This window comes from Pseudomonas sp. Root401 (genome assembly GCF_001425105.1).
Taxonomy (GTDB): domain Bacteria; phylum Pseudomonadota; class Gammaproteobacteria; order Pseudomonadales; family Pseudomonadaceae; genus Aquipseudomonas; species Aquipseudomonas brassicacearum.
Genome location: NZ_LMDO01000002.1, coordinates 153,827 through 177,164, shown reverse-complemented (window position 1 = coordinate 177,164; position 23,338 = coordinate 153,827). Strand labels below are relative to the sequence as shown.

Genomic DNA, 23,338 nt, shown 5'->3' with positions numbered 1-23,338 from the left:
CCGGGTGTGTAAAGGACTTTCACCTCCAAGTCACCAGCATGGCCACCACAGCCAAACTGGTTGCGCTAACGCGCAACGCGCCATGCCTGGCGCACCCACAAAAAACCCGGCCATGGCCGGGTTTCTGTTCAACCGATCATTGCATCCATGGCGGCGGCGGTTCTTCGGCCTTGCCGGGCGGGGCATCGTCGGCGGCGCGTACGGCCTGGCGGCGTTCCTCGTCCAGGCGCGCGGCCTCGATCTCGCGCATGATCCCGCCGACATCCGCCAGTTCTTCCGGCTCGTCGAACTCGCCGGTCAGCATGCTGGCCGGGTGCAGGGTGCCGGCTTCGTACAGCGCCCACATTTCCTTCGCGTACTTGGTGCGCTTGAGCTCCGGGGCAAACCGACCGAAGTAGGACGCCATGTTGCCCACGTCCCGCTCCAGCATGCTGAAGGCGTGGTTGTTACCCGCGGCATCCACGGCCTGTGGCAGGTCGATGATCACCGGCCCGGTTGGCGTGAGCAGGACGTTGAACTCCGACAGGTCGCCGTGCACCAGACCGGTACACAACATCAGCACGATCTGGGAAATCAGATAAGCGTGATATTCACGGGCCTGGTCCGGCTCCAGCACCACATCGTTCAGACGCGGCGCTGCATCGCCATACTCGTCGGCCACCAGTTCCATCAGCAGCACGCCTTCAAGGAAGTCGTACGGCTTGGGCACGCGCACACCCGCGCTAGCCAAGCGGAACAGCGCCGCCACTTCAGCATTCTGCCAGGCGTCCTCGGTTTCCTTGCGCCCGAACTTCGAGCCCTTGGCCATGGCCCGGGCCTGACGGCTGTTGCGGACCTTGCGGCCTTCCTGATATTCGGCCGCCTGACGAAAACTTCGCTTGTTCGCCTCCTTGTAGACCTTCGCGCAACGTAGCTCGTTGCCGCAGCGCACCACATAAACAGCTGCTTCTTTACCACTCATGAGTGGGCGCAGCACCTCGTCGACCAGACCGTCCTCGATCAGGGGTTCAATGCGTTTTGGAGTCTTCATCAGCTTTTATTGTGGGTCCTTTATTACCAAACACGCGAATGACAGTCGTTATACGGCAATCCTTCCTCCACGGGGAGGGGTTGCCGACCTATGAACCTGTGATGCACACAATGTGCCGGATCAATCGACCGAGCCGAATCATAGCCGAGACCGAACCTGGCATTGCTAACTGAATGCCCAGGCATTTGCGACAAGAGCTGACAGCCATGTCTATCGTCGGCTGTAGGAAGTGCGACGACTCAATGCTTGAACAGTTCCCCCGGCGTAAACCCGAACATCCCCTTGAACGCCGCAATGAACGCAGACGTTGAATCATACCCACAGGACAACGCGGCACTGGTGACGCTGTCGCCCTGCTCCAGCGAGCCCAGGGACGACAACAAGCGCATGCGCTGGCGCCAGGCGCGAAAGCTCAGGCCGGTCTCGCGCTGGAACAGGCGCATCAGGGTTTTTTCCGACGTACCCAGGCGCTCAGCCCAGGCGTGCAAGGTGACGTTCTGCTCGGGCTGCTCGATCAACTCGTTACATAGCCCCAGCAGACGGGCATGTCGCGGCAGCGGCAGGGAGAATCCCACCTCTGGCAAAGTCGCCAACTGGTCCAGCAACACCTGCACCAACCGTTGTTCCTGGGTATCGCCCTGCGGGTAATCGACAGGAAGCTGACAGAACACCTTGATCAACTCACGGGCCAGTGGCGTGACTTCCAGCACCCGACAGCGTTCATCGGCCCAGGGGCAGGCGTGGCGATGCACATACAGGCTGCGCATTTCCGCTCGGGTGGAGGTCACCACATGGTGTTCCAGGTCGGCCGGGATCCAGATGCCCCTTTGTGGCGGGGCAAAAAAACTACCCGCTGCAGTGTGTACGCCGAGAACGCCGCTGATGGCGTAGGAAAACTGCACCCAATCATGACGATGGGCTTGCGTCCAGGAACCGGCGCTCAAACTTTCGACACGGGCGTACAGCGGCCTCGGCAATTGCGCCAGGTCGGGGATGCGGCGTTCGAGCTGTTGGTGTCCGTTAGGCGGCATTGATTGGCCTTATGTCGCAAGACGACTGGTAAGGACGACGTTAGGCTAAGTCGACTTTTCTTACAACTTGCGGTGCCCTATGCATATCCTCAGACACCTCAAACGCATGGTGACCGACTGGTTCCTCTGCGGCATGTTGCTCGCCACGCTGTTGGCGTACTTCTTTCCAACCTTCGGTGCCACGGGCGGTGCCATGCATGCCGAATGGGTGGTCAACATCGGCATCTTCGTGGTGTTCTTCCTGCACGGGGTCAACCTGTCCGGCGAACAGATCCGCCACGGTTTGAAGAACATCCGCCTGCACGTGATGGTGCAGGGTTTCACCTTTGGCGTGTTTCCGTTGATCTGGCTGCTCAGCCACTGGCTCGTCGGCAGCCACGTGCCAGCGCTGCTGATGCTGGGGTTCTTCTACCTGTGCGCCCTGCCCTCGACCATTTCTTCTTCGGTGGCGCTGACCGGCAGTGCAAAAGGTAACGTGCCGGCGGCGATTCTCAACGCGAGCCTGTCCAGCGTACTGGGGATTTTCCTGACACCGCTGCTGGTCAGTTTCGTGGTCGGCAGCGGCGCAGGTGGCATCGACCTGGGGTCCACCTTGCTCGACCTGTGCATGATGTTGCTGCTGCCGCTGGTGCTGGGGCAGTTCCTGCGGCGTTGGCTGGCCGGTTTTTTCGGCAGGTACAAGCGCTACACCAGCATCATCGACAAGCTGGTGATCCTGCTGCTGGTCTATGCGGCGTTCTGCAACTCGATGGTGTCCGGCATCTGGCAACAGCAAGGCCACGGCGTGCTATTGAGCGCAGTGCTTGGTAGTGCCGTGCTGCTGGCAATCATCTTGTGGGCGACCACCCGTACCGCCCGCGCCCTGCAATTCAGCCGCGCCGATGAAGTTGCCGCGGTGTTCTGTGCCAGCAAGAAATCCCTCGCCGCCGGCGTGCCCATGGCGGCGTTGATTTTTGGCAACCATCCCGGCCTGGGGCTGATCCTGCTGCCAATCATGATCTATCACCCGCTGCAGTTGATCGTCTGCTCGATCCTCGCCGAGCGCTACGCCAGCCGTCACCGGGAACTGGCGTCCCGCCAGAACGGCGCCGTCCTCAGCGCTCGATAATCGCCGTCACGCCCTGGCCCGCTGCGGCGCAGATGGAGATCAAGCCGCGACCTCGCCCGGCGGCATCGAGCAACTTGGCGAGGTTGGCGACAATGCGTCCGCCCGTGGCGGCAAACGGATGCCCGGCGGCCAGGGAACTGCCCTTGACGTTCAACCGGCTGCGGTCGATGGACCCTAGCGGCGCGTCGAGCCCCAGGCGGGTCTTGCAGTAGTCCGGGTCTTCCCAGGCCTTCAGTGTGCACAACACCTGGGCGGCGAACGCTTCGTGGATCTCGTAGTAATCAAAGTCCTGCAAGGTCAAGCCGTTGCGCGCCAGCAATCGCGGCACGGCGTATACCGGGGCCATCAACAGCCCTTCGGCGCCATTGACGAAATCCACCGCCGCCGTTTCGCCGTCGCGCAGGTACGCCAGGATCGGCAGCCCTCGGGCCTTGGCCCACTCTTCGCTGCCCAGCAGCACCAACGAAGCCCCATCGGTCAGTGGCGTGGAGTTACCCGCGGTCATCGTGCCCTTGGCGCTTTTTTCGAAGGCAGGCTTGAGGGCGGCGAGTTTTTCCGGGGTCAGGTCCGGGCGCAGGTTGTTGTCCCGGGTCAGGCCAAGAAACGGTGTCATCAAGTCGTTCTGCCAACCTTCGGCATAGGACGCGGCCATTTTCTGATGGCTTTCCAGGGCCAACTGGTCTTGCGCCTCCCGGGGGATCTGCCAGGTCTGGGCCATCAACTCGCAATGCTCACCCATGTTCAGGCCGGTGCGCGGTTCGTTGATGCGCGGCAGGTCGGGGACGAGGTGCTGGGGACGCAGTTGCAGGAAGGTCTTGATCTTGTCGGCGGTGGTCTTGGCGCGATTGGCTTGCAGCAGGATCCTGCGCAGCCCTTCATTGACCGCGATCGGTGCGTCCGAGGTGGTGTCGACGCCGCCGGCAATGCCGCTGTCGATCTGGCCCAGGGCAATCTTGTTGGCCACCAGCAGCACTGTCTCCAACCCGGTGCCACAGGCCTGTTGTACGTCATAGGCCGGCGTCATCGGTGACAGCCGTGAGCCGAGCACGCATTCGCGGGTCATGTTCATATCCCGGGAGTGCTTGAGCACCGCACCGGCCGCCACCTCGCCAATGTGCAGGCCATGCAGGTTGTAGCGTTCGATCAGCCCCTCGAGGGCAGCCGTCAACATCGCCTGGTTGCTGGCGGTGGCATAGGCCCCGTTGGAGCGGGCGAACGGAATGCGGTTACCACCGATGATCGCGACGCGGCGTAGTTGTGTCATGAAGAACTCCCCTGTGTAGGTCTAGTGCCCTATGAAGACTCAACCGATCCCTGTGGGAGCAAAGCTTGCTCGCGATGAACGATGACGCGACCTACCTGAAAAACGCGGTGTCTGCATCGCGAGCAAGCTTTGCTCCCACAGGGATTCGGTGCCCTGGAAAAAGCGCTCCCGCTCAAGCTTAGGCTTTATCTCGCCGATCGAACGACTGATTGCCAATCATGGTCCACACTTGGAACCTCATCAGCCGGAGTGTGTTCCATGTCTGACCGTTATATCGACTTCGCCAATTCGCCCATTGGCCGGCGCATGGTCGGGTCCCTCGGCCTGCCCTCGCCGGTGCGCCTGGAACGCTGGCAGGCCGGGCGCCTGCGGCCGATCGAAGGCGCACTGCTGCTGGGCGGCGGGCCGTTGACCGAACAGATCGGCACGTTTGCCAAGCGCCTGACCGACACCATCTTCATCTATGGCGGCGAGCCGACCCTGGCCACCGAATGGATCCCTGGCCACGGCCCGAAAATCAAGGCGGTGGTGTACGACGCCAGCCATTTGGCGCAGGCCGACCAGCTCAAGCAGCTGCGGGAATTTTTCCAGCCGCTGATGAAAAACCTCGACCACAGCGCCCATGTCGTCATTCTCGGTCGCGCGCCGGAAAGTCTTGCCGACCCGTTCGCCGCCAGTGCCCAGCGAGCGCTGGAGGGTTTCAGCCGTTCCCTGGCCAAAGAGCTGCGCCACGGTGGGACGCTGCAACTGTTGTACGTCGGCGCCGGCGCCGAAGCCCAGCTGGAGGGTGCGCTGCGGTTTTTCCTGTCGCCCAAGAGCGCCTTCATCTCCGGGCAGGTCATTCGCCTCAACGCCTGTGACACCCAGGTCCAGGACTGGACCCGACCGCTCACGGGGCTCAAGGCGCTGGTCACTGGCGCAGCCCGCGGGATCGGCGCCTCCATCGCCGAAACCCTGGCCCGCGATGGCGCCGACGTGATCCTGCTGGACGTCCCGCAAGCCAAGACCGACCTCGACGCCCTGGCGGCACGCCTGAGCGGGCGCAGCGTTACGCTGGATATCTGCGCCGAAGGCGCCGCCACCCAGTTGATCGAGCACCTTCCCGACGGCGTCGACATCGTGGTGCACAACGCCGGCATCACTCGGGACAAGACCCTCGCCAACATGACCCCGGAGTTCTGGGACGCGGTACTGGCCGTCAACCTCAACGCCCCGCAAGTGCTGACCAAGGCCCTGCTCGACAGCGGCACCCTGCGCGACAATGGCCGGGTGATTCTGCTGGCGTCCATCAGCGGCATTGCCGGCAACCGTGGGCAGACCAACTATGCGGCGAGCAAGGCCGGGCTGATCGGCCTGGCCCAGGCCTGGGCGCCGGTGCTGCAGCCACGCGGCATCAGCATCAACGCCGTGGCGCCGGGCTTCATTGAAACCCGCATGACCGCCGACATCCCCTTCGCTTTGCGCGAAGCCGGGCGGCGCATGAGCTCCCTGGGCCAGGGCGGCCTGCCCCAGGATGTCGCCGAAGCCGTGGCCTGGCTCGCGCAACCGGGCACGGGGGCCGTGACCGGGCAGGCGCTGCGGGTATGCGGGCAAAGCCTTCTGGGAGCGTGACCATGACGATCCAATGGCAGGAAGTCAGCAGCCCGCCCTCCATGTCCGGGCTTTATTCGAAAGCGGCGATACGGCGCAAGGTCATCGGTACGACCCTGCCCGAGGAAGGACTGCGTCAAGTGCTTCAGGTCGACCCGCAACGCCTGGCGGCCTATCGCAAAGTCTGCGGTTTCGTCGATAACGGACTGCTGCCGCCGACCTATCCCCACGTCTTGGCGTTTGCCCTGCAAATGCAATTGCTCACCGCGCGGAATTTTCCGTTCCCACTGCTGGGGCTGATCCACTTGAGCAACCGCATTCGTGTATTGCGGCCCATGGGCGGGGTTGGCCAGGTGCGGGCCAGCGTCAATGTCGAGAATCTGCAAGCCCACCCCAAGGGCGCGGTGTTCGACCTGGTGACCCGCCTAGATGATCAGTTGGGGCCGCTATGGGAGGCCCGGAGCCAGATGCTGTGCAAAGGCGTCCAGCTCGACGGGGCACTCGTGGAGGACTCGCCGCAAACCAGCCTGCCCTTGATTGACGTCGCACGCTGGACCGCACCGGCAGACATCGGTCGGCAATACGCCAAAGTGTCCGGCGACTACAACCCCATTCACCTGAGCGGCATCAGCGCCCGGTTGTTCGGCTTCCCCACCGCCATCGCCCATGGCCTGTGGAACAAGGCCCGGACCCTGGCGGCGCTGGATGACCACCTGCCCGAGGCCAACATCGAGATCGATGTGACCTTCAAGAAACCGGTGCGCCTGCCCAGTGAGGTGATACTGCTGTCGAGCGCGGCGGGATCCAGTGGGCAACTGCAACTGGTGGGGGCTGGGGGTTTGGAGCATATGGTAGGAGAGTGGCGGCCGGTGGCCTGAGCAGAACTCCACCCCCATCCCCTGTGGGAGCGAGCCTGCTCGCGATAGCGGTGGATCAGCTTGCATCCAAGTTGGATGTGCCGCCGTCATCGCGAGCAAGCTCGCTCACAGTTTGTTCCGGGGTGTTCACAGAACAGGTGTCCGCCACAAAATCCCTGTGGGAGCGAGCTTGCTCGCGATGGCGGTGGGTCAGATTGCATCCATCTTGAATGCGCCGTGGTCAGTGCGGCGGGTAGTTGGACAGGATCCGCCCCACCGTCTCGCGCACGGCCGTGTTGCGATCAGTCGGGTTGGGCGAGTTGCTGAGCATTCGTTCATCACTGCCACGCCACACCAGCTTGCCGTCCTTGCCATCGAGCAGATCGATCTGCACGGTGGCGACCTTGTAGCTGATGTTGCGGGTTTCGTTGTACATCGGCCCGCCCCAATAGCCATTCCAAGGGCTACCCCAACCGCCGCCATAGTTGGTGGTGACCTGCTGCTGGCGGTCCTCGACGATCAAATAGGCCTGGACCAGTACATCGCCGCGCCCGCCAGCCGGGGCCTGGCGCAGGCCGCGTTGGTCGAGTTGATCGGCCACCGCCTGGCGGATCCGCTGTTCGGTCAGGTCGCTCTTGATGCGAGGGTCATCAGGGCGATATTGCAGCGCCGGGTCTTTCCAGCTCCAACTGCGATACGCCGCGAAATCGCGGCTGGTGTCGAAATCATGGTTGACCTGGTTAGAGACACAAGCGCCCAACAACAGGGTGAAGGCCAATAGAGCAAGACGGCGAAACATGGTTTTTCTCCGTTGCGTAATCAACTTGGAGGATACGCCGACATGGCTTTTTCCACCGCTGCACGAATGGCATCGGTGCGCTCGCTCTGACTGCCCCGCTGGCCGGTCTCGGCGCTGGCGCTCCACACCGGTTGCCCCGTGCGGGCATCGAACAGATCCACCCGCACCACCACGACCTGCTCCTGATACGTGCGCACCATCGGCACCGGATGGTACATGCCATAACCCGGACCATAGCGGTCATAACGGTTATAGCCACCGTAGTAGCCGGCATCATAGTCGTCCCGGACCTGGCGCACGCGGGTTTCCAGGCGCAGGTCGGCGCTGACGAACAGGTCGGCGGGCCGGTTGTCATGCAGCGGGCGCAGGCCACGCTGGTCCAGGGCATTGCTCACCGCTTCGGCCACCTGGGCCGAATCCGCCCAGGCGGTACCCGACGGCAGGCGCCCGTCGCGCCAGGCCCAACTGCGGTAGCGCCCGTAGTCACGGGGCGGCGCAGGGTAAGCGCTGCGGTCGAACACCGTAGCGGCCTCGGGCGGCGCCGGCGGCAGCGGATTGGACGTGGCGACATAGGGGTTGCTGCCCTGGCAGGCCGCCAGTCCCAGGCACAGCATCAACAACCCTGAACGACCTTTCATTTCGCTCTCCGGTCACACTGGACGGCAGATCCAGTGCAGATAACGTCCCAACCCGGCAAACGCCGGATGGCGACGGTGGGCCAGTTCCATTTCCAGCAACTGCGCAAGCTCCACGCGGCCCTGGAACTCCACCGGCATGTAGTCATGGAAAACCCGCACGCCACTCTGGCTTTCGACCTGCCACAGGCCTTCAAGTTGCGCCGCCAATTCTCGCGGATCAAGGGGTTGTTGCGGCGTCAGGCTCTGTTTTTCGCCAGCCATGTCATTTTTGCGCAACTTGCGAAAATGCCCCTTGAGCAGGTTGCGATAGACCAGCGCGTCGCGGTTGTAGAACGCCAGGGACAGCCAGCCGCCAGGGACCGTGAGTTGATGCAGCACCGGCAGGATCGCATGGGGCTCGGCCAGCCATTCCAGCACCGCGTGACACAACACCAGGTCGTAAGGCTCGGAGAGCTGGCCGAGCAGGTCCTGCCACGGCGCCTGGATGAACGTGGCGCTCTGGCCCGCCTCGGCAAAGCGCTGGCGGGCGCCGTCGAGCATGGGTTCGGCCGGCTCGGCCAGGGTTACCTGGTGGCCGCGCTCGGCCAGCCACAACGACATGTGGCCCAGCCCGGCGCCGATGTCCAGCACGCGCAACGGACGCTGTGGCAAGCTTTCCAGCAGATCGGCCTGAAGCACCGCCAGGCGGATCGCGCCCTTGGCCCCGCCGTAGATTTTTTCCGCGAAGCGCGTGGCGAGCTGATCGAAATGACGGTCGCTCATTGGCCGAACCGCCGTTCGCTGTCGGCCAGCTTGCTGCGCACCACGGCGTCCATGTCCAGGCCCAGTTCGCTGCAAAGCAGCAACAGGTACAACACAATGTCACCGACCTCCTGCCCGGCGTGGGCCAGTTTGTCCGCCGGCAACTGGCGCGACTGGTCCTCGGTCAGCCACTGGAAAATCTCCACCAGTTCGGCCATTTCCACACTGGCGGCCATGGCGAGGTTTTTCGGGCTGTGGAATTGCCGCCAGTCGTTACGGTCACGAATGGCATGCAGGCGTTCGGTCAGTTCAACAAGGTTCATCGGGTTCTCCTGAATGCGCATAGCTTCAGGGGGATGACCAGGGAAGGCAAGAGTCTCGGTACGCAGCGACGGTTTGCCCCATAATCGAACCAACTCGGCCGCCACAGCTCCTACAATCAGGAGCCAACGGCTCAGCGCAGATTCCCTCCCATCAGGATGCACTTATGCAGGTAGAAAGCTTTTTCGAATGGCTCGGCCAGGCGCTCGGTTCGGTGATCCGTTTCATCGTCGACCTGCTCAGCGGTCTCTTCAACACCCTGGCCAATGCCGGCGGCAATTTTGTCGATGGGCTGTCACGCACCCTGGGCATGGACACCTCGATCATCAGCATCATCGCGCTGATCCTCGGGCTGATGCTGCTCTACTCGGCGATCCGCGCGTTCATGCGGGCCTCGATCGTCATGGGCATCATCTGGCTGGTGCTGGGGTTGTGGTTGTTGAGTTGGATCATTCACTAGGTTCCAGAGCACTTTGTGGGAGCAAAGCTTGCTCGCGATACAGGCGCCTCGGTTCCCTGAAAGACCGCGTCATCTTCATCGCGGGCAAGCCTTGCTCCCACAGATTTTCTTGAGATCGAACGCAGAGCGTCCCTAGAGGCATTCCCACGCGGAGCGTGGGAACGATCAATGCGAGAACCCGCTACAATCGCGCTCCATCAAGGAGCCCGCATGTCCAACCTGACCACCGACTGGCGCGACCGCCTTACCCATCGCCGGGTCTGGGCGCTGGCTGCGCCGATGATTCTCTCGAACATTTCCGTACCGCTGGTGGCCTTGGTGGACAGCACCGTCATCGGCCATTTGCCCCATGCTCATCAGTTGGGTGCCGTGGCGGTTGGGGCAAGTTTGTATACGGTACTGGCGTGGGCCATGGGTTTTCTGCGCATGGGTACCACCGGGTTCGCCGCCCAGGCTGCCGGGCGCGGTGATGGGGCGGCGTTGCGACAAGTGTTGTTGCAAGGACTGCTGTTGGCGATGGGGTTGGCGGTGCTGCTCGGTGCCGTCGGCGTGCCCTTGAGCGACGTGGCGTTGCACTTCATGCAGCCGTCCGCCGAGCTCAACCAGTTGACCCGTGACTTCTTCCACACCCGGCTCTTCGGCTTGCCGGCGGCGCTAGCCAGCTATGCGCTGGTAGGTTGGTTCCTCGGCGCCCAGAATGCCCGGGCCCCGCTGGCGATCCTGCTGGTGACCAACCTGGTCAACATCGCCCTGAACCTGTGGTTCGTGATCGGCCTGGACTGGGGCGTGACCGGCTCGGCCCGGGCCTCGGTAATCGCCGAGTGGACCGGCGCGCTGGTCGGCCTGGCCCTGGCCCGCAACACACTGCGCGCCTGGCCCGGGCATATCGCCTGGGCCGCCCTGGGGCTGTGGCACAGCTGGCGCCCGTTGCTGGCGGTGAATCGGGATATTTTCATCCGCAGCCTGGCGCTGCAAGCGGTGTTTTTCCTGATCACCGTGCAAGGCGCACGCCTGGGGGATGCGACCGTGGCGGCCAATGCCCTGCTGCTCAACGGCCTGTTGCTGACAGCCCATGCCCTGGACGGCCTGGCCCATGCCGTAGAAGCGCTGTGCGGCCATGCCATTGGCGCCCGCGACCGCCTGGCCCTGCGTCGCTCGCTGGTGGTGGCGTGCGGCTGGTCGTTGCTTGCCAGCCTGGGCTTTGCACTGCTGTTCCTGCTCGCCGGCCACCTGTTCATCGACATGCAGACCGACATTCCCGACGTGCGCGCCACCGCTTATCACTACCTGCCGTACCTGGCGGCCCTGCCACTGATTGCGGTCTGGAGTTACTTGCTCGACGGGCTGTTCATCGGCGCCACCCGTGCCCGGGAAATGCGCAACGGCATGCTGCTGACCCTGCTGCTGGTGCTGCCCATCGCCTGGGCACTGCAAGGGTTGGGCAACCATGGGCTGTGGATCACCTTCCTGCTGTTCATGGCCCTGCGCAGCCTGACCCTCGGTGCTTTCGCCTGGCACTTGCAGCGACACGATCGCTGGCTCGGCGCATCCGTCCACTAACGCTCAATCCTGGCTGCCCTGCCAGCGCCGACGCAGTTGCTCGAACCGCTCGCGCTGCGAACCGCCCACCAGGCCAGGTACTGGCTGCGCATCGGGGTATTGCAGGCGCAGCCACAGCCAGTCATCGAGCACCGCCCGCTCGGTAAACCCCAGCGCCAGGCCCTGCTGCAAATCCCCCCAGAGCCGCTGGTAATCACACCCGGTAGCACGGGACCATTGCCAGGCGTGACGCTCCAGCAGGCATCGTTGCAACTGGCCCTGTTGTCGGTCGCTGAGGCCGTGCTCCTTCTCCAGCGCCGCCACCGACAACCTCGGGTTGGACAATTGCTGCCAACCCTGGCTGCCGATCGCCCGATCGGCCCAGGTGCCACCAAACCAGCGCAACAAACTGATCGGGCCCAGCCAGCAACTGAGTTCTTGAGGGTCGCAACCGTCGAAGAAATAGCTGGCGATGTGCGGGTTGTAATAGCTCAACAACGCTTTGTGATGCAGGCCCAGGGTCACCGTCAGCATGCGCCGCAGATGCGCCAGCAATTGCGCAGCGGGCGATGGGCTGACCAACAACAGCCCCGGCCAGGAGCGTGGGTCCAGGTGACAAAGGCTGGCCAGCGCAGGCGAATGGCGCAGATCCACCAACAGCGGACCGTGCTCTCGCAGCCCATGCAGCTCAGTGTCTTCAAACAAGGCAAAGCACCGGGCCTTGGCGAACTGCGCGCGCACAAGCCGCCCAGCGCCAGGCGCACTCGGTACGTCGAGCAGCAGCCATTGCGGCGTTGATCCAGACAGGGCCGCGGCGTTCATCGAGCAATGCCCGCACCGCGCCGCATGAGCATACGGCAGGTGCACAGTGGCTGGGCGCAGGGGCTGAAAGGCCCGCCTTCGGGCAACAAGCACAACAAGACCAGCGGCTCGGCATCCCGGATTGCGGACAACAGGCGCGGATCGGCAACCGACGGCCCATATGTTTCGCCTGTGGATGATTCATCCACAACCTCTACTGAGGCAGGCGCATCCAGAAATGCACTGATCAATGGCCGATCCGGATCGCCTTCGATAAAGCTCACCAGCACCTCGGTGCCATCACTCAAGGCACCCACCACGCCCGTGGCCAGTTCGGGTGCCAAAGGCAGCCAGCAATGACTGGGGCTGGAACCTTCGCCCTGGTAGACCCAGTCAAACTGCACTGCCACGCGCCCCGCTCCCAGCTCCGGCGGTTCGTCCACCGCCACGACCCAGCCACGTTGCCGGCTCACCATGCGTGGTTTTGCAGGGACCTCGTCCGGCACGAACAGCACGCCCCGGGGAATGGCCTTGAAATGATTGCCGTACACCCCCGCCTGTGCGCGGTGCTCGACCTTCGTCAGCAACCAGCGCCGGTTCCAGTCGGCAAACGGATGGGCCGTCAGCGTCAGCACCTGACCACCGCGCAGGTTCATCAAATCGCTACGGCCCTGGGCGACCTGCTCCCCCGACACATCGGTTTGCACACTGAAGGACCGTACCGCGGCAATCGGATCGTCGTCCGCATAAACCGCCTTACCGGCGGGGGGAAAACTGTGCGGATTATCAGCGAACACCAGGCAATGCCCGTCCCGGGCGTGTTCGAAATGAAAATGAATGCCCGCCTGGGCGCATACGCGCTGCAGGAACTGCAGGTCCGACTCTCGATACTGGGTACAGAAATCCTGCAGGGGATAATCACCACTCAAGTCCAGGCACAGGCTGCGGCCACTGATGCCATGGGCCTTGAGCACCTGGCGAATGATCTGCGGCACCGAACGGGCGCTGAAGACCCGCTGGCTGAAACGCTGCGCCAGACAGGCCAGCTTCGGCCCGATGCGCACCCGGCAGCCGGCGCCATGACGGTGTTGGACCAACTCATGAAGCTGCCCATGAATGCCTCGGCCTGGGGCCCCGAAACTCAACCAGACGCTGCGGTACAACAGGCCCGCCAGGTCCAGGTTCGCGTCGCGCAACAACAGCTGTGCTTCATAGACGAAGGGTTCGCTGATGGCTTCGCTACCCGTGAAGGCCACGACGTCAACAGGCTCGGGCAGACCGGCTATCTCCAGACGAAAGGCTGGCTCGCTGGCTGGATCGGACATCGGCGTTTCTCTACAGGAGGGACGGTCGGGGATTCTCGCCGAGAGCCATGGCCGAGTAGAGGGGCCAAGTACAAGTTAGGAAAGGGACTACACGAAATAAGGACATCGCCGGTTAAATGCACCGACGTTCAGAAATAACGACGGCACAAATAAAAACGCCCTCCGGGACTGTCCGAAAAAACCCGCAGCGTGCGGTGCATTTTCTGACAGCCCCGGAGGACATTGCCGATCAGCCAAGAGGTAGAGCTGATGTAATCCTGTGGCGAGCTGGGCTGTGTAGGAGCTGTCGAGTGCAACGAGGCTGCGATCTTTCCCCAGACGCTTGAGTCCCAAGCGAAAGATCAAAAGATCGCAGCCTTCGGCAGCTCCTACAGGGCACAGCCGAGCAGGAGCAAGCTTCCCTCCCCCCCCATCAAGAAGACAGATAAGACGAACGCGTCAGCCCCAAGCGCAAGGCATCGAGGAACTGGGTACGTTCGGCGGCGCTGATGCGGGCGCTGGCGCACTTGTCGCGGTAGTGAGTCATCAACTCCTCCGGCGACAGGTGCACGTAGCGCAGCATGTCCTCGATGGTGTCGTGGGTTTCGATACCGGCGTGGTACACGCTGCCATCGGCGTTCTGATAGATGTTCACCGAGTCGGTGTCACCGAACAGGTTGTGCATGTCACCGAGGATTTCCTGGTAGGCGCCCACCAGGAAGATGCCCAGCAGATAGTCTTCATCCGGCTTGAGTGCGTGAACCGGCAGGCTGGTCTCGATGCTCTGCTCGTCGACGTACTGCTTGATCTTGCCGTCGGAGTCACAGGTCAGGTCTTGCAGCACGGCGCGGCGCAGCGGCTCTTCGTCCAGGCGATGCAGCGGCAGGATCGGCAACACCTGGCCGATGGCCCAGGTGTCCGGCAGGCTCTGGAACACCGAGAAGTTGCAGATGTATTTGTCGGCCAACTTGTCGTTGAGTTCATCCAGCACCTGGCGGTGCGAGCGCTGGCGCGCCTTCAACGAGTTGTGCAGGCGACGGCAGACCGCGAAGTAGCATTGCTCGGCCAAGGCCTTTTCCGCCAGGGTCAGCTTGCCGTCGGCATATTGGGTCGCCACGTCGCTCATGTAGTGGGTGGCGCGCCAGTAAGTCTCGGTGACCATCTCGATATCGGTCGGGCCCAGCAGGTCAACCAGCCATTGCACGGTTTCCGGCAGTTCCTGCTTGTTGTCGATCACCGGCACGTCGTCGTTGTGTTTCTCGACGTCGGTCACCTGAACCACCAGCATCGCGTGGTGAGCGGTCAGCGAGCGGCCGCTTTCGGAGAAGATGTTCGGATGCGGCAGGCTCTGGGCATCGCAGAACTCCTTGAGCATGCCGACCACGACACCGGCGTAGTCGTCCATGTCGTAGTTGATCGAACTGGCATTGCGCGAGTGCGTGCCGTCGTAGTCCACGCCCAGGCCACCGCCGACGTCGATGTGATCCACCGGCAGGCCGAGGTTGCGCAACTCACCGTAGTACCGGATCGCTTCCTTGAAGCCATGCTGGTAGTCCGCCAGGTTGGCGATCTGCGAGCCCATGTGGAAGTGCAGCAGGCGAATGCCCTGGTCCAGGCCGGCAGCGCGGAAGCGCTCGACCACCGACAGCAGTTGCGCGGCCGACAAGCCGAACTTGGACTTCTCGCCGCCGGTATCGGCCCACTTGCTCGACGCCAGGGACGACAGGCGCACGCGCAAGCCGACCTGTGGCTTGACCTTGAGCGTTGCGGCCTCTTCGATCACCAGGCCGACTTCGGACTCTTTCTCGATGACGATGAAGACGTTGTGACCGAGCTTCTGGCCCATCAGCGCCAGACGGATGAATTCGCGGTCCTTGTAGCCGTTGCAGACGATGGTGCCGCCCTTCGGCGCCAGGGCCAGGACCGCCAGCAGCTCCGGCTTGGAACCGGCCTCCAGGCCGATGGAGACGTTCTGGGTGGCGATGATGTTCTCGATCACCGCTTCCTGCTGGTTGACCTTGATCGGATAGAGCGCGGTGTACTTGCTCTGGTATTCCAGGCGCGCGATGTTGCTGTCGAACGCGCCGGTGAGCTGGCGCACACGGTCTTGCAGGATATCGGGGAAGCGCACCAGCAAGGGCAGCGAAAGGCCGCTCTGGCGCAACTGGTCGACTTGCTCGAACAGGTCGATGGGCGAGCTGTCGGGACCGTTCGGACGGACTTCGACGCGACCGGCTTCATTGATCGCGAAATACCCGGCCCCCCAATGGCGAATCCCGTAAACACTGCGGCTGTCCGCAACTGTCCATTGGCTGCCATCGTCTTTGCGTGTGCGTCGTACGGACATCGAAGTCCCCTATAAAGAAGTCAAAATGCACCATCCGGTCGGAGGCTGGGGCAGTCTAGAGAGTGAAAATGACGAATTGCCTGTTAGCAAGGTAGACCCTGCTCCCAGCGATGAGTTTAGAAACCCGTTCAGAACAGGCTCTGTGAAAACCATGCGGGCGACCTCGAACGTCGGGTCCGGGTCAAGCCGAGGGTGGTTTTCACAGAGGCTGCTAGCCGCCGGATTTCTTTGCCTTGAAGCCGTGCTTGACCAGTTCCGCCAACAGCAGCTCGACGTGATCGCCCTGGATCTCGATGATGCCGTCTTTCAACGCACCACCGGTGCCACAGCGTTTCTTCAACGTGGTGGCCAGCTCCTTGAGCGCGTCTTCGGCCAACGGCACGCCGGTGATCGTGGTCACCGTCTTGCCGCCGCGACCTTTGCTTTCACGGCGCACGCGCGCAATGCCGTCACCGGCAGGGATGGCGGTCTGCTTGCAGATACAGGCATCCACCGGCTGACGGCAATCAGGACAATGACGACCGGCGTCGGTAGAAAATACCAGGCCGCCCAGGGCGGCGAAGGATGCGGCTTTTTTGGCCACCGGCAATCCTCTTGGGAGGACAAAGACTGGTCGAGGGGGAACATGCCTCGACCGCGAAACCCCACTCAGGCAGGGGCAGCGCTACTGGACCGCAGACACGGTTCAGCTTGAAAAGTCGCGCAGTGTAACGGCAAAAAGCCCACTTGCTAAGGGCCAATCAGCGCCAATTTATAGCTTCTTTGCGACGCCACCGCCATGGACCCGCAAATAGCGTTCAAGCGCCGCCAGGGAGTCCGGGCAGTAAGGCTTGCGCTGGATTTCATCGAGCACCTGCTCGAGGGGCAGGAAACGCGCTTCGAGGACTTCTTCGGGCTGCAGGACCAACGGGCCGTCCCACACCGCCGAGAACGCCGAGCACCAGAGGCGACTGCCAGGGTCTTCGAAATAGAAATGGTCGTGGGCGGTGAGCTCCACGCCGCTCACGCCCAGCTCTTCCGCCAACTCACGGGCAGCCGATTCGGCGTAGGTCTCATCGGCCTGCACCATGCCGCCCGCCGCCACGTCCCAGAAACCGGGGTAAATGGCCTTGCTCAGGGTGCGCCGATGAACACACAGCTCACCAGACGAATTGAACAGCATGATGTAGGTGCCGCGTCCGATCAGGCCACGCTCACGCAGCTCTGAACGAACCAGGCTGCCGAGCAGGTTGTCGTGCTCGTCGACCCACGCAATCAGCTCGGCATCCGAGGCCACTCGATGAGCGACCTCCCGGGGGCTTTCGCTCATGAATCAACCCTGGTTCAGCAGTTGTCGCAAGTCGATGACCGCTGCGTTGGCTCGGGAAATGTAGTTGGCCATGACCAGCGAGTGGTTCGCCAATACACCGAAGCCGCTGCCGTTGAGGATCATCGGGCTCCAGACCGGTTCCTGGGACGCTTCCAGTTCACGAATGATCTGCCGCACGCTGACCGTGGCGTTCTTTTTCGCCAGGACATCGGCGAAGTCCACTTCGATGGCGCGCAGCAGGTGCGACAACGCCCATGCCTGGCCACGGGCCTCATAGAACACGTTATCGATTTGCAGCCACGGGGTCTCGACCACCTCTTCGTCCACCTGCGGCACCTGGCCCGGGGCCGGGACTTCGGTTTTCAGAGAGGTGTTGAGCTTGACCCGGCCAACGCTGGCCGACAGACGCTGGGACAACGAACCCAGGCGAGTGCCGACATCCCCCAGCCAGTTGTTCAGGTTGTCGGCGCGGGCGTAGAACAGTGCGCTTTTCTGGCTTGGGTCGGACAGGCGCGCCTGGTAGCGGCTCAGGGAATTGATGCCTTCCTGGTACTCAGACTCGCTGGAGGGCAGCACCCAACTGCGGTTGTCGAAGTTGAAGCGCGGCTCGGCCTTGGCCAGGTCGGCGTCCTCGGCGGACTGCGACTGGGAACGGGCGAAGTCCTTGCGCAGGGCGCGGCTCAGGTCGCGGACCTGCACCAGCACGCCGTATTCCCAGCTCGGCATGTTGTCCATCCACAGGCCAGGCGGGAAGCGGTCGTTGGAGATGTAGCCACCCGGCTTGCTCAGCAGGGTTCCGGCCACCGTCTTGAGCGTCTCGACCGTGGTGTAGCCCACCACCATCTGCCGGCCATCCTTCTCCGCTGCGGCCTGGGCGTTCTGCTGCACAGGGAACAGCGCGGGCTCCTGGCTCCAATACCAGCCGACTGCAATGGTCACCAGCAGGTAAAGGCCGATCAGCGTCGCCAGCGCGCGGCTGAAAAAAAGCCCACCCAGGTAGCTGCGGGTGTCCGATTTCGGCTCGGCGGCACGTTCAGGCGCGCTGCCCGCGCGGTTTTTCCAGTCCAGCATGGTGATATCCCTTCAATCACTTGAGTTCTCGGTTCGACCACAACCCTACGCCATCGTGCCTGATTTGAAACGCGATAATGCGGCGCCAATCATGCCGGGCGCGACAGGGCAATCGAACAGCACTATAAAGGAAGCGTTGCCATCGGCCTATGAGACTGGTCAGTCACAAACTGAATTTCGCGACTGGACAGAATATTGACGTATGACACTCATGCGAAGGAAAAGAGGTGCTAGCATAGAGCCACCAGTCGATCTCAGCATGCACCCTAACTAGTAGTCAGGATATGACCGAGCCAGAAGACCCCAGCCGTGAGCGCCTCAAGCACCACTTTGCCCAGCGGGTAATTCATCAGGCTCGTCAGATCCTGGAGATTTGGCAGCGCCTGCAACGCAGTGAGTGGACAAGCACCGACCTGTCGGAGCTCAGCGAAGCCAATCTGCGCCTGCTGCGCTTTGCCGAGCGCTTCGAACAGCCCGAGCACTCCCAACTGGCCCAAGGCATCAGCCAGTCGCTGCAAGCGGTGGACGCCAATCGCGGGCGCTTGAGCAGCCACCTGATCACCGAAATCAACCGCCTGATGCAGCGCTTGTCTCGTACTGGCCTGCGCCATGGCGACCAGCTCGAACAAACCTTCCTGCCGCCGCTGCGCAAACCCATCTACGTGTTGCTGCAGGACCATGACCGCGCCGAGCGCCTGGCCAAGCAGTTGGAGTTCTTCGGCCTCAGCGCCCAGGCGCTGAACAGTGTCATGGCGTTCCGCGCCTCGATGGTCGAGCGCCTGCCGGCGGCGATTGTCATGGATGTGGATTTCAGCGCACCCGGCGCCGGCCTGAAACTGGCCGCCGAAGCCCAGGAAGGCCTGGAGCAACCGCTGCCACTGTTGTTCTTCAGTTTGATGGAAACCGACACGCCGACACGCCTGGCCGCGGTGCGCGCCGGTGGGCAGGAATTTCTCACCGGCACCCTCGAAGCCTCGAGCCTGCTGGAAAAGATCGAAGTGCTGACCTGCGTCGCCCAGTACGATCCGTACAAAGTGCTGATCATCGATGACTCCCGCGCCCAGGCCATGCACACCGAACGCCTGCTCAACAGCGCCGGCATCATCACCCGCACGCTGATCGAGCCGATCCAGGCCATGGCCGAGCTGGCGGACTTCCAGCCCGACCTGATCATCCTCGACATGTACATGCCGGCTTGCACCGGCACGGAACTGGCCAAAGTGATCCGCCACAACGACCGCTACGTCAGCGTGCCGATCATCTACCTGTCCGCCGAAGACGACCTGGACAAACAACTGGACGCCATGAGTGAAGGCGGCGACGACTTCCTGACCAAACCGATCAAGCCCCGGCACCTGATCACCACGGTGCGCAACCGTGCCGCCCGGGCGCGCAACCTCAAGGCACGGATGGTGCGCGACAGCCTCACCGGCCTGTACAACCACACCCATATCCTGCAATTGCTCGAGGATTGCAGCTTCCGCGCCCGTCGCGAAGGCAAGCCCCTGAGCTTTGCCATGCTCGACATCGACCATTTCAAACGGGTCAATGACAGCCACGGCCACCCCATGGGTGACCGGGTGATCAAGAGCCTGGCGCTGTTTCTCAAGCAGCGCCTGCGCAAGACCGACTTCATCGGCCGTTACGGCGGCGAAGAGTTCGCCATCGTCATGCCCGACACCGACATCGACGCTGCCTGCAAAGTGCTGGATGAAATTCGCCAGCGCTTTGCCGAAATCCACTACCCGGCCCAGCCCCATGATTTGTGGTGCACCTTCAGCGCCGGCGTGGTGGAGATGAGCGATGACTCCGACAGCCTGATGATGGCCAGCCAGGCGGACGAAGCGCTGTACCGCGCCAAGCATGCCGGGCGCAACCGGGTACAGAGCGCCCGCCAATCAAAGCAAAGTGCCACCTTTTCATCGGAATCGACCGATTCGGTCATAAACCTGTAACGCAAACGCAATAACTTCAGGCACTTACGATTCTGCCCCTGGTAGACCTTTAATGCGCCTGAAGCTGCTGACCAATCTCAACACCCTTCTTTTAGTTTCCGTGTGCCTGGGCCTTGGAGCCACGCTGTGGTGGTCGCAGATCGCCCTGGAGCGACCCTATCTGCTGATGGAGCGCTACCTGGGATTGTCGCGGCAGTTCCAGGGCGAAGTAGCGCGCAATATCGAGGACTACCTGGCCAGCGGCGACGCCCTGCGCCTGAGTGCGGCCACCCAGGCCCTGGAGACCCTGCAAAAAGACCTCGATCAGTTTCCCCCGGCACTGGCCACTCCCCTGCGCCCGAGCCTGTCGAACCTCGACGGCTTCAGCAAGACCGATCTGCTGGCCGCCGGCAAACTGGCCGGCGATCCGCAGGCCTTGCTGCTGCAGGCCGAGCGTGAACTGAGTGCCAGCCTCGACCAACTGGCCCAATACGCCAATGGCGCCCCGGCCTACTTGCCCGCGCTGTTTGCCGCTTCGCAGCACCTGGGCCGCCTATCCCTCACGCGGGACAAACTGGTCAGCAGTGGCCGTAGCGAATTGGCCGCCGACGTCGAGCGGGAACTGGCGAGCATCCGCGTCGAGGCCGAACGCCTCGACAGCCTGCCCCTGCTGGGCGTCACCGCCAGCAGCGAATCAGGCAGCGATGATTTCGCCGCGCTGATGGGCCTGGAAACCCAGGAAAAAACCGCCGCCGAAGATGCTGGCATCGCCCTCAAGCGCGAACTCAACAGCCTGCTCGGTCGTTACCCGGCAGAATTGGCCCGCACCCGTGAACTGATCCAGAAACGCACCGAACTGAGCAGCGCCACGCACCTGAAAATCGCCGATGTGCAACAGGCAATCGATGCCATGGAGCCAGCGGTACGGGCCCAGCATGGGCAGATCCAGAGAGAGGTTCGCTTGATCCAGGGGGTGATGATTGGCCTGATCCTGCTGATCGCGCTGCTCATCGACACCTTGCAGCGACGCCTGGCACGCACCTTGACGCACCTGGCGCCAGCCCTGTCGACCTGGGCCGAGGGCGACTTCAGTCGCGACATCCACGTAGGTGCCAGCAACCGCGAATTGCAAGACATCGAGGCTTCGCTCAATCGTCTGCGCGCTTACCTGGTGGACCTGGTGGGCACCATTCGAGTAAACGCCGAACAGGTCGCGGGTAGTAGCCGAACCCTGGCCGAACTGAGCGGCGAGCTGCACAGTGGGGCCGAGCATCAGGCTGGCGACACGGCGCTGATCCGCGATTCCCTCAGCGAACTGGAAGCGACGATCCAGCAAGTGGCCGGCGATGCCAGCCAGGCCGCAGACGCCAGCCGCAGCGCCGGGCAGGCGGTGGAGCAAGGGCAGAAAGTCATCGGCCTGAGCCTTACAGGCTTGCATGCGCTGGTGGGAGAAGTGCAAGGCAACGCGCAGATGATCGAACAACTGGCCGAGGAGTCGGCGACCATCGGCGGCGTGTTGACGGTGATTCGCTCGATTGCCGACCAGACCAACCTGCTGGCCCTCAACGCCGCCATCGAAGCCGCCCGCGCCGGGGAAATGGGTCGGGGCTTCGCGGTGGTGGCCGAGGAAGTCCGTTCCCTGGCCCAACGCACGGCCGGCGCCACCGCCGAAATCCAGACGCTGATCGCCCGCTTGCAACAAGCCGCGCGCCAATCGGTGGACGGCATGCGCGCCCAGGTCGAACACGCCGAAGCCACCGCCAACCAGGCGCAAGCGGCTGACGGCGCGCTGGATGAGATCGTCGGCGCCATCCAGACCATCTCCGACACGGCGGTACGCATCGCCGACGTCACCGCCCAACAAAGCGGCGCCGTCAGCGAAATCCGCGATCACAGCGAGCGGATTCACCAACTGGGCGGCGACAACCTGCTGCGCATCGGCCAGGGGCGCGAACAAGGCGACAACCTGTTGGTACTGGGTGGGCGGTTGCACACCGCCGTGCAAGCCTTCCGGGTTTAGCACCACAGATCCAATGTGGGAGCGAGCTTGCTCGCGAAAGGGATGGATCAGCCTGCATCGATGCTGAATGTCCCGTCGTCATCGCGAGCAAGCTGGTGTTTTTTCCGATACGCCGTGTTGAATGACCTTGGCGCTGCTGGGCAGCCCCGCTGGGGTTTGTCGCATGAAGCAGGTTACGGAATTTTTCAACGGTCATCTTCATGCTAGGCTCCCGCCCCCTCAAGAAATTGCAAAAGGAGCATGCAATGAGGGTACCTGCGTCGCCACCCGATGTTTCTGTCGAAGAAAATATGGCAGTGGCATTTCACAAGAAAAATGTTCTGAAAGCTGGATCGGCTTTTACCTACTCTTGGTTTTATACCCAAGTCAGAAATCGTGGCCCTTGGGACTACAAGAAACTATCCGCCGAATATGAAGCCTTCGGAAATTTCAACTACGGTGCCACCGGAACCGCAGCAGGCTTCAGTGAAGACGTTCTTTTACGGGCTGCAGGCCTGGCCCAAAGTCGAGCAGGAACAACCGCGACGGAGTTCGGTACATGGTGGGGACAAGCCCCCTTCGGCGACGATCCGGCAGATCAACGATGGATCAAGGAGGGGATAAAATATGCCAAATTCAGAAACTACTAAAAAGCCCGCCTATCTCGCTGTCTTGTGTGCTTTGCTTGCCCTCGCGCTGGCTTACATCAGTTGGCTATGCTTCTTCCCTCAGAATATGCCCCAACTGACAGAGATCGTCTTGCGAAAACCTTTGTCCCACGATGCATTTATCTATGGCGTAAAGGATGAGCGTGGTGGAGCAACGGTTCCTTTCAGTTATCGCTACTACGTCTATCGGACTCTGGCAGCCGACAGTGACATCCTTTCCGAACTGAAAACCGCGACGCCGTTTCTTGTCACCCGTGATGGCTCAATAACTGTCGACATTCAGGAGTCGACGATTACGGTATCAGTTGATAAGGAAGTCTATGCCTACCATAGCAACACCCTCTATCGACATGTCGATGGTGTCGACTACACACCCGTGAATATCTATTTACGTTCAAGTCCTACAGATTAAATGAAGGAGCAGCCTGCTCGCGAAAGCGCTGGATCAGCGTGCATCGAGGTTGAATGGGCCGCCCTCTTCGCGAGCAGGCTCGCTCCCACAGAGGGCCAGCTCCAACCGTATGACT

21 protein-coding genes and 1 pseudogene are annotated in these 23,338 nt (G+C 62.4%); 9 read left to right on the top strand and 13 right to left on the bottom strand.

Features of this window, described 5'->3' with window-relative positions; genetic code table 11:
• Nucleotides 1–136: 136 nt before the first annotated feature.
• On the bottom strand, nucleotides 137–1,030 hold the full coding sequence (locus ASC85_RS03870) for a PA4780 family RIO1-like protein kinase (RefSeq protein ID WP_046064411.1): 894 nt from the start codon (nucleotides 1,028–1,030) through the stop codon (nucleotides 137–139).
• A 239-nt stretch (nucleotides 1,031–1,269) separates the two neighbouring features.
• A complete protein-coding gene (locus ASC85_RS03865) occupies nucleotides 1,270–2,061 on the bottom strand; it encodes an AraC family transcriptional regulator (RefSeq protein ID WP_018607635.1) in 792 nt (263 codons plus the stop codon).
• A 79-nt stretch (nucleotides 2,062–2,140) separates the two neighbouring features.
• Between ASC85_RS03865 and ASC85_RS03860 the strand changes: the two genes are divergently transcribed.
• Nucleotides 2,141–3,169 (top strand): bile acid:sodium symporter family protein, encoded by a 1,029-nt coding sequence (locus ASC85_RS03860; protein ID WP_057448344.1) that lies wholly within the window; start codon nucleotides 2,141–2,143, stop codon nucleotides 3,167–3,169.
• On the opposite strand, the gene ASC85_RS03855 is transcribed toward ASC85_RS03860, so the two are convergent.
• Nucleotides 3,156–4,433, bottom strand: coding sequence for an acetyl-CoA C-acetyltransferase (locus tag ASC85_RS03855; RefSeq protein ID WP_057448343.1), 1,278 nt, complete (start codon nucleotides 4,431–4,433; stop codon nucleotides 3,156–3,158). The genes ASC85_RS03860 and ASC85_RS03855 overlap by 14 nt on opposite strands.
• 258 nt (nucleotides 4,434–4,691) lie before the next feature.
• Here ASC85_RS03855 and ASC85_RS03850 point away from each other — a divergent pair, with 258 nt between their 5' ends.
• Together ASC85_RS03850 and ASC85_RS03845 are read left to right on the top strand one after the other, a co-directional pair.
• Complete coding sequence (locus ASC85_RS03850; protein ID WP_057448342.1) at nucleotides 4,692–6,044, top strand: 3-oxoacyl-ACP reductase; 1,353 nt, start codon at nucleotides 4,692–4,694, stop codon at nucleotides 6,042–6,044.
• Between the two features lie 2 nt (nucleotides 6,045–6,046).
• Nucleotides 6,047–6,901 (top strand): MaoC family dehydratase, encoded by an 855-nt coding sequence (locus tag ASC85_RS03845; protein WP_057448341.1) that lies wholly within the window; start codon nucleotides 6,047–6,049, stop codon nucleotides 6,899–6,901.
• A gap of 220 nt (nucleotides 6,902–7,121) precedes the next feature.
• Here the strand turns inward: ASC85_RS03845 and ASC85_RS03840 are convergent, their stop codons facing one another.
• Genes ASC85_RS03840 through ASC85_RS03825 form a run of 4 tightly spaced genes read right to left on the bottom strand, consistent with a single transcriptional unit; the run spans nucleotide 7,122 to nucleotide 9,381 of the window.
• Nucleotides 7,122–7,679, bottom strand: coding sequence for a DUF4136 domain-containing protein (locus ASC85_RS03840; protein ID WP_057448340.1), 558 nt, complete (start codon nucleotides 7,677–7,679; stop codon nucleotides 7,122–7,124).
• A gap of 20 nt (nucleotides 7,680–7,699) precedes the next feature.
• A complete protein-coding gene (locus ASC85_RS03835; RefSeq protein ID WP_014336399.1) occupies nucleotides 7,700–8,317 on the bottom strand; it encodes a DUF4136 domain-containing protein in 618 nt (205 codons plus the stop codon).
• A gap of 12 nt (nucleotides 8,318–8,329) precedes the next feature.
• A complete protein-coding gene (locus tag ASC85_RS03830) occupies nucleotides 8,330–9,079 on the bottom strand; it encodes a methyltransferase (RefSeq protein ID WP_057448339.1) in 750 nt (249 codons plus the stop codon).
• Nucleotides 9,076–9,381, bottom strand: coding sequence for a MazG-like family protein (locus ASC85_RS03825; RefSeq protein WP_003186192.1), 306 nt, complete (start codon nucleotides 9,379–9,381; stop codon nucleotides 9,076–9,078). The genes ASC85_RS03830 and ASC85_RS03825 overlap by 4 nt, the downstream gene beginning before the upstream one ends.
• A 164-nt stretch (nucleotides 9,382–9,545) precedes the next feature.
• Between ASC85_RS03825 and ASC85_RS03820 the strand changes: the two genes are divergently transcribed.
• Nucleotides 9,546–9,839, top strand: coding sequence for a hypothetical protein (locus tag ASC85_RS03820; protein ID WP_003197447.1), 294 nt, complete (start codon nucleotides 9,546–9,548; stop codon nucleotides 9,837–9,839).
• A 210-nt stretch (nucleotides 9,840–10,049) separates the two neighbouring features.
• Complete coding sequence (locus ASC85_RS03815; protein ID WP_057448338.1) at nucleotides 10,050–11,399, top strand: MATE family efflux transporter; 1,350 nt, start codon at nucleotides 10,050–10,052, stop codon at nucleotides 11,397–11,399.
• A gap of 3 nt (nucleotides 11,400–11,402) precedes the next feature.
• On the opposite strand, the gene ASC85_RS03810 is transcribed toward ASC85_RS03815, so the two are convergent.
• The 6 genes from ASC85_RS03810 to ASC85_RS03785 all read right to left on the bottom strand — a co-directional run bounded on the left by ASC85_RS03810 (nucleotide 11,403) and on the right by ASC85_RS03785 (nucleotide 18,210).
• Nucleotides 11,403–12,200, bottom strand: a complete 798-nt coding sequence (locus tag ASC85_RS03810; RefSeq protein WP_057448337.1) for a DUF4123 domain-containing protein — start codon at nucleotides 12,198–12,200, stop codon at nucleotides 11,403–11,405.
• Nucleotides 12,197–13,504, bottom strand: a complete 1,308-nt coding sequence (locus tag ASC85_RS03805) for a type VI secretion system Vgr family protein (RefSeq protein ID WP_057448336.1) — start codon at nucleotides 13,502–13,504, stop codon at nucleotides 12,197–12,199. The genes ASC85_RS03810 and ASC85_RS03805 overlap by 4 nt, the downstream gene beginning before the upstream one ends.
• A 412-nt stretch (nucleotides 13,505–13,916) precedes the next feature.
• Nucleotides 13,917–15,830 (bottom strand): arginine decarboxylase, encoded by a 1,914-nt coding sequence (gene speA, locus ASC85_RS03800; protein WP_014336393.1) that lies wholly within the window; start codon nucleotides 15,828–15,830, stop codon nucleotides 13,917–13,919.
• 211 nt (nucleotides 15,831–16,041) lie between these two features.
• A complete protein-coding gene (locus ASC85_RS03795; RefSeq protein ID WP_003197435.1) occupies nucleotides 16,042–16,413 on the bottom strand; it encodes a translation initiation factor Sui1 in 372 nt (123 codons plus the stop codon).
• A 168-nt stretch (nucleotides 16,414–16,581) separates the two neighbouring features.
• Nucleotides 16,582–17,139, bottom strand: a complete 558-nt coding sequence (locus ASC85_RS03790) for an NUDIX hydrolase (protein WP_057448335.1) — start codon at nucleotides 17,137–17,139, stop codon at nucleotides 16,582–16,584.
• 3 nt (nucleotides 17,140–17,142) lie between these two features.
• Nucleotides 17,143–18,210: a DUF2333 family protein gene (locus tag ASC85_RS03785; protein ID WP_003197431.1), complete on the bottom strand. Its 1,068-nt coding sequence runs from the start codon at nucleotides 18,208–18,210 to the stop codon at nucleotides 17,143–17,145.
• Nucleotides 18,211–18,494: 284 nt separating this feature from the next.
• Between ASC85_RS03785 and ASC85_RS03780 the strand changes: the two genes are divergently transcribed.
• From ASC85_RS03780 to ASC85_RS03770, 4 genes and pseudogenes are all read left to right on the top strand, one after another.
• Complete coding sequence (locus tag ASC85_RS03780; protein WP_057448334.1) at nucleotides 18,495–20,165, top strand: GGDEF domain-containing response regulator; 1,671 nt, start codon at nucleotides 18,495–18,497, stop codon at nucleotides 20,163–20,165.
• Between the two features lie 1,492 nt (nucleotides 20,166–21,657).
• Nucleotides 21,658–22,164: pseudogene (locus ASC85_RS33725) on the top strand (methyl-accepting chemotaxis protein); the annotation flags it as partial.
• A 245-nt stretch (nucleotides 22,165–22,409) separates the two neighbouring features.
• Nucleotides 22,410–22,793, top strand: coding sequence for a polymorphic toxin type 44 domain-containing protein (locus ASC85_RS30800; protein ID WP_430458889.1), 384 nt, complete (start codon nucleotides 22,410–22,412; stop codon nucleotides 22,791–22,793).
• The gene (locus ASC85_RS03770) at nucleotides 22,771–23,223 is read left to right on the top strand and encodes a hypothetical protein (RefSeq protein WP_057448332.1); all 453 of its coding nucleotides are present in this window, start codon (nucleotides 22,771–22,773) and stop codon (nucleotides 23,221–23,223) included. Before ASC85_RS30800 ends, ASC85_RS03770 begins: the two co-directional genes overlap by 23 nt.
• Nucleotides 23,224–23,338: the final 115 nt, after the last annotated feature.

Excerpts from the sequence above, each read along its gene's own strand:
- ASC85_RS03785 (WP_003197431.1), bottom strand. The coding sequence starts at position 18,210 with ATGCTGGACTGGAAAAACCGCGCGGGCAGCGCGCCTGAACGTGCCGCC.
- ASC85_RS03815 (WP_057448338.1), top strand. The coding sequence starts at position 10,050 with ATGTCCAACCTGACCACCGACTGGCGCGACCGCCTTACCCATCGCCGG.
- ASC85_RS03790 (WP_057448335.1), bottom strand. The coding sequence starts at position 17,139 with ATGAGCGAAAGCCCCCGGGAGGTCGCTCATCGAGTGGCCTCGGATGCC.
- ASC85_RS03830 (WP_057448339.1), bottom strand. The coding sequence starts at position 9,079 with ATGAGCGACCGTCATTTCGATCAGCTCGCCACGCGCTTCGCGGAAAAA.
- ASC85_RS03805 (WP_057448336.1), bottom strand. The coding sequence starts at position 13,504 with ATGTCCGATCCAGCCAGCGAGCCAGCCTTTCGTCTGGAGATAGCCGGT.
- ASC85_RS03835 (WP_014336399.1), bottom strand. The coding sequence starts at position 8,317 with ATGAAAGGTCGTTCAGGGTTGTTGATGCTGTGCCTGGGACTGGCGGCC.
- ASC85_RS03855 (WP_057448343.1), bottom strand. The coding sequence starts at position 4,433 with ATGACACAACTACGCCGCGTCGCGATCATCGGTGGTAACCGCATTCCG.
- ASC85_RS03865 (WP_018607635.1), bottom strand. The coding sequence starts at position 2,061 with ATGCCGCCTAACGGACACCAACAGCTCGAACGCCGCATCCCCGACCTG.
- ASC85_RS03860 (WP_057448344.1), top strand. The coding sequence starts at position 2,141 with ATGCATATCCTCAGACACCTCAAACGCATGGTGACCGACTGGTTCCTC.
- ASC85_RS03780 (WP_057448334.1), top strand. The coding sequence starts at position 18,495 with ATGACCGAGCCAGAAGACCCCAGCCGTGAGCGCCTCAAGCACCACTTT.
- ASC85_RS03845 (WP_057448341.1), top strand. The coding sequence starts at position 6,047 with ATGACGATCCAATGGCAGGAAGTCAGCAGCCCGCCCTCCATGTCCGGG.
- ASC85_RS30800 (WP_430458889.1), top strand. The coding sequence starts at position 22,410 with ATGAGGGTACCTGCGTCGCCACCCGATGTTTCTGTCGAAGAAAATATG.
- ASC85_RS03810 (WP_057448337.1), bottom strand. The coding sequence starts at position 12,200 with ATGAACGCCGCGGCCCTGTCTGGATCAACGCCGCAATGGCTGCTGCTC.
- ASC85_RS03825 (WP_003186192.1), bottom strand. The coding sequence starts at position 9,381 with ATGAACCTTGTTGAACTGACCGAACGCCTGCATGCCATTCGTGACCGT.
- speA (WP_014336393.1), bottom strand. The coding sequence starts at position 15,830 with ATGTCCGTACGACGCACACGCAAAGACGATGGCAGCCAATGGACAGTT.
- ASC85_RS03820 (WP_003197447.1), top strand. The coding sequence starts at position 9,546 with ATGCAGGTAGAAAGCTTTTTCGAATGGCTCGGCCAGGCGCTCGGTTCG.
- ASC85_RS03870 (WP_046064411.1), bottom strand. The coding sequence starts at position 1,030 with ATGAAGACTCCAAAACGCATTGAACCCCTGATCGAGGACGGTCTGGTC.
- ASC85_RS03850 (WP_057448342.1), top strand. The coding sequence starts at position 4,692 with ATGTCTGACCGTTATATCGACTTCGCCAATTCGCCCATTGGCCGGCGC.
- ASC85_RS03770 (WP_057448332.1), top strand. The coding sequence starts at position 22,771 with ATGCCAAATTCAGAAACTACTAAAAAGCCCGCCTATCTCGCTGTCTTG.
- ASC85_RS03840 (WP_057448340.1), bottom strand. The coding sequence starts at position 7,679 with ATGTTTCGCCGTCTTGCTCTATTGGCCTTCACCCTGTTGTTGGGCGCT.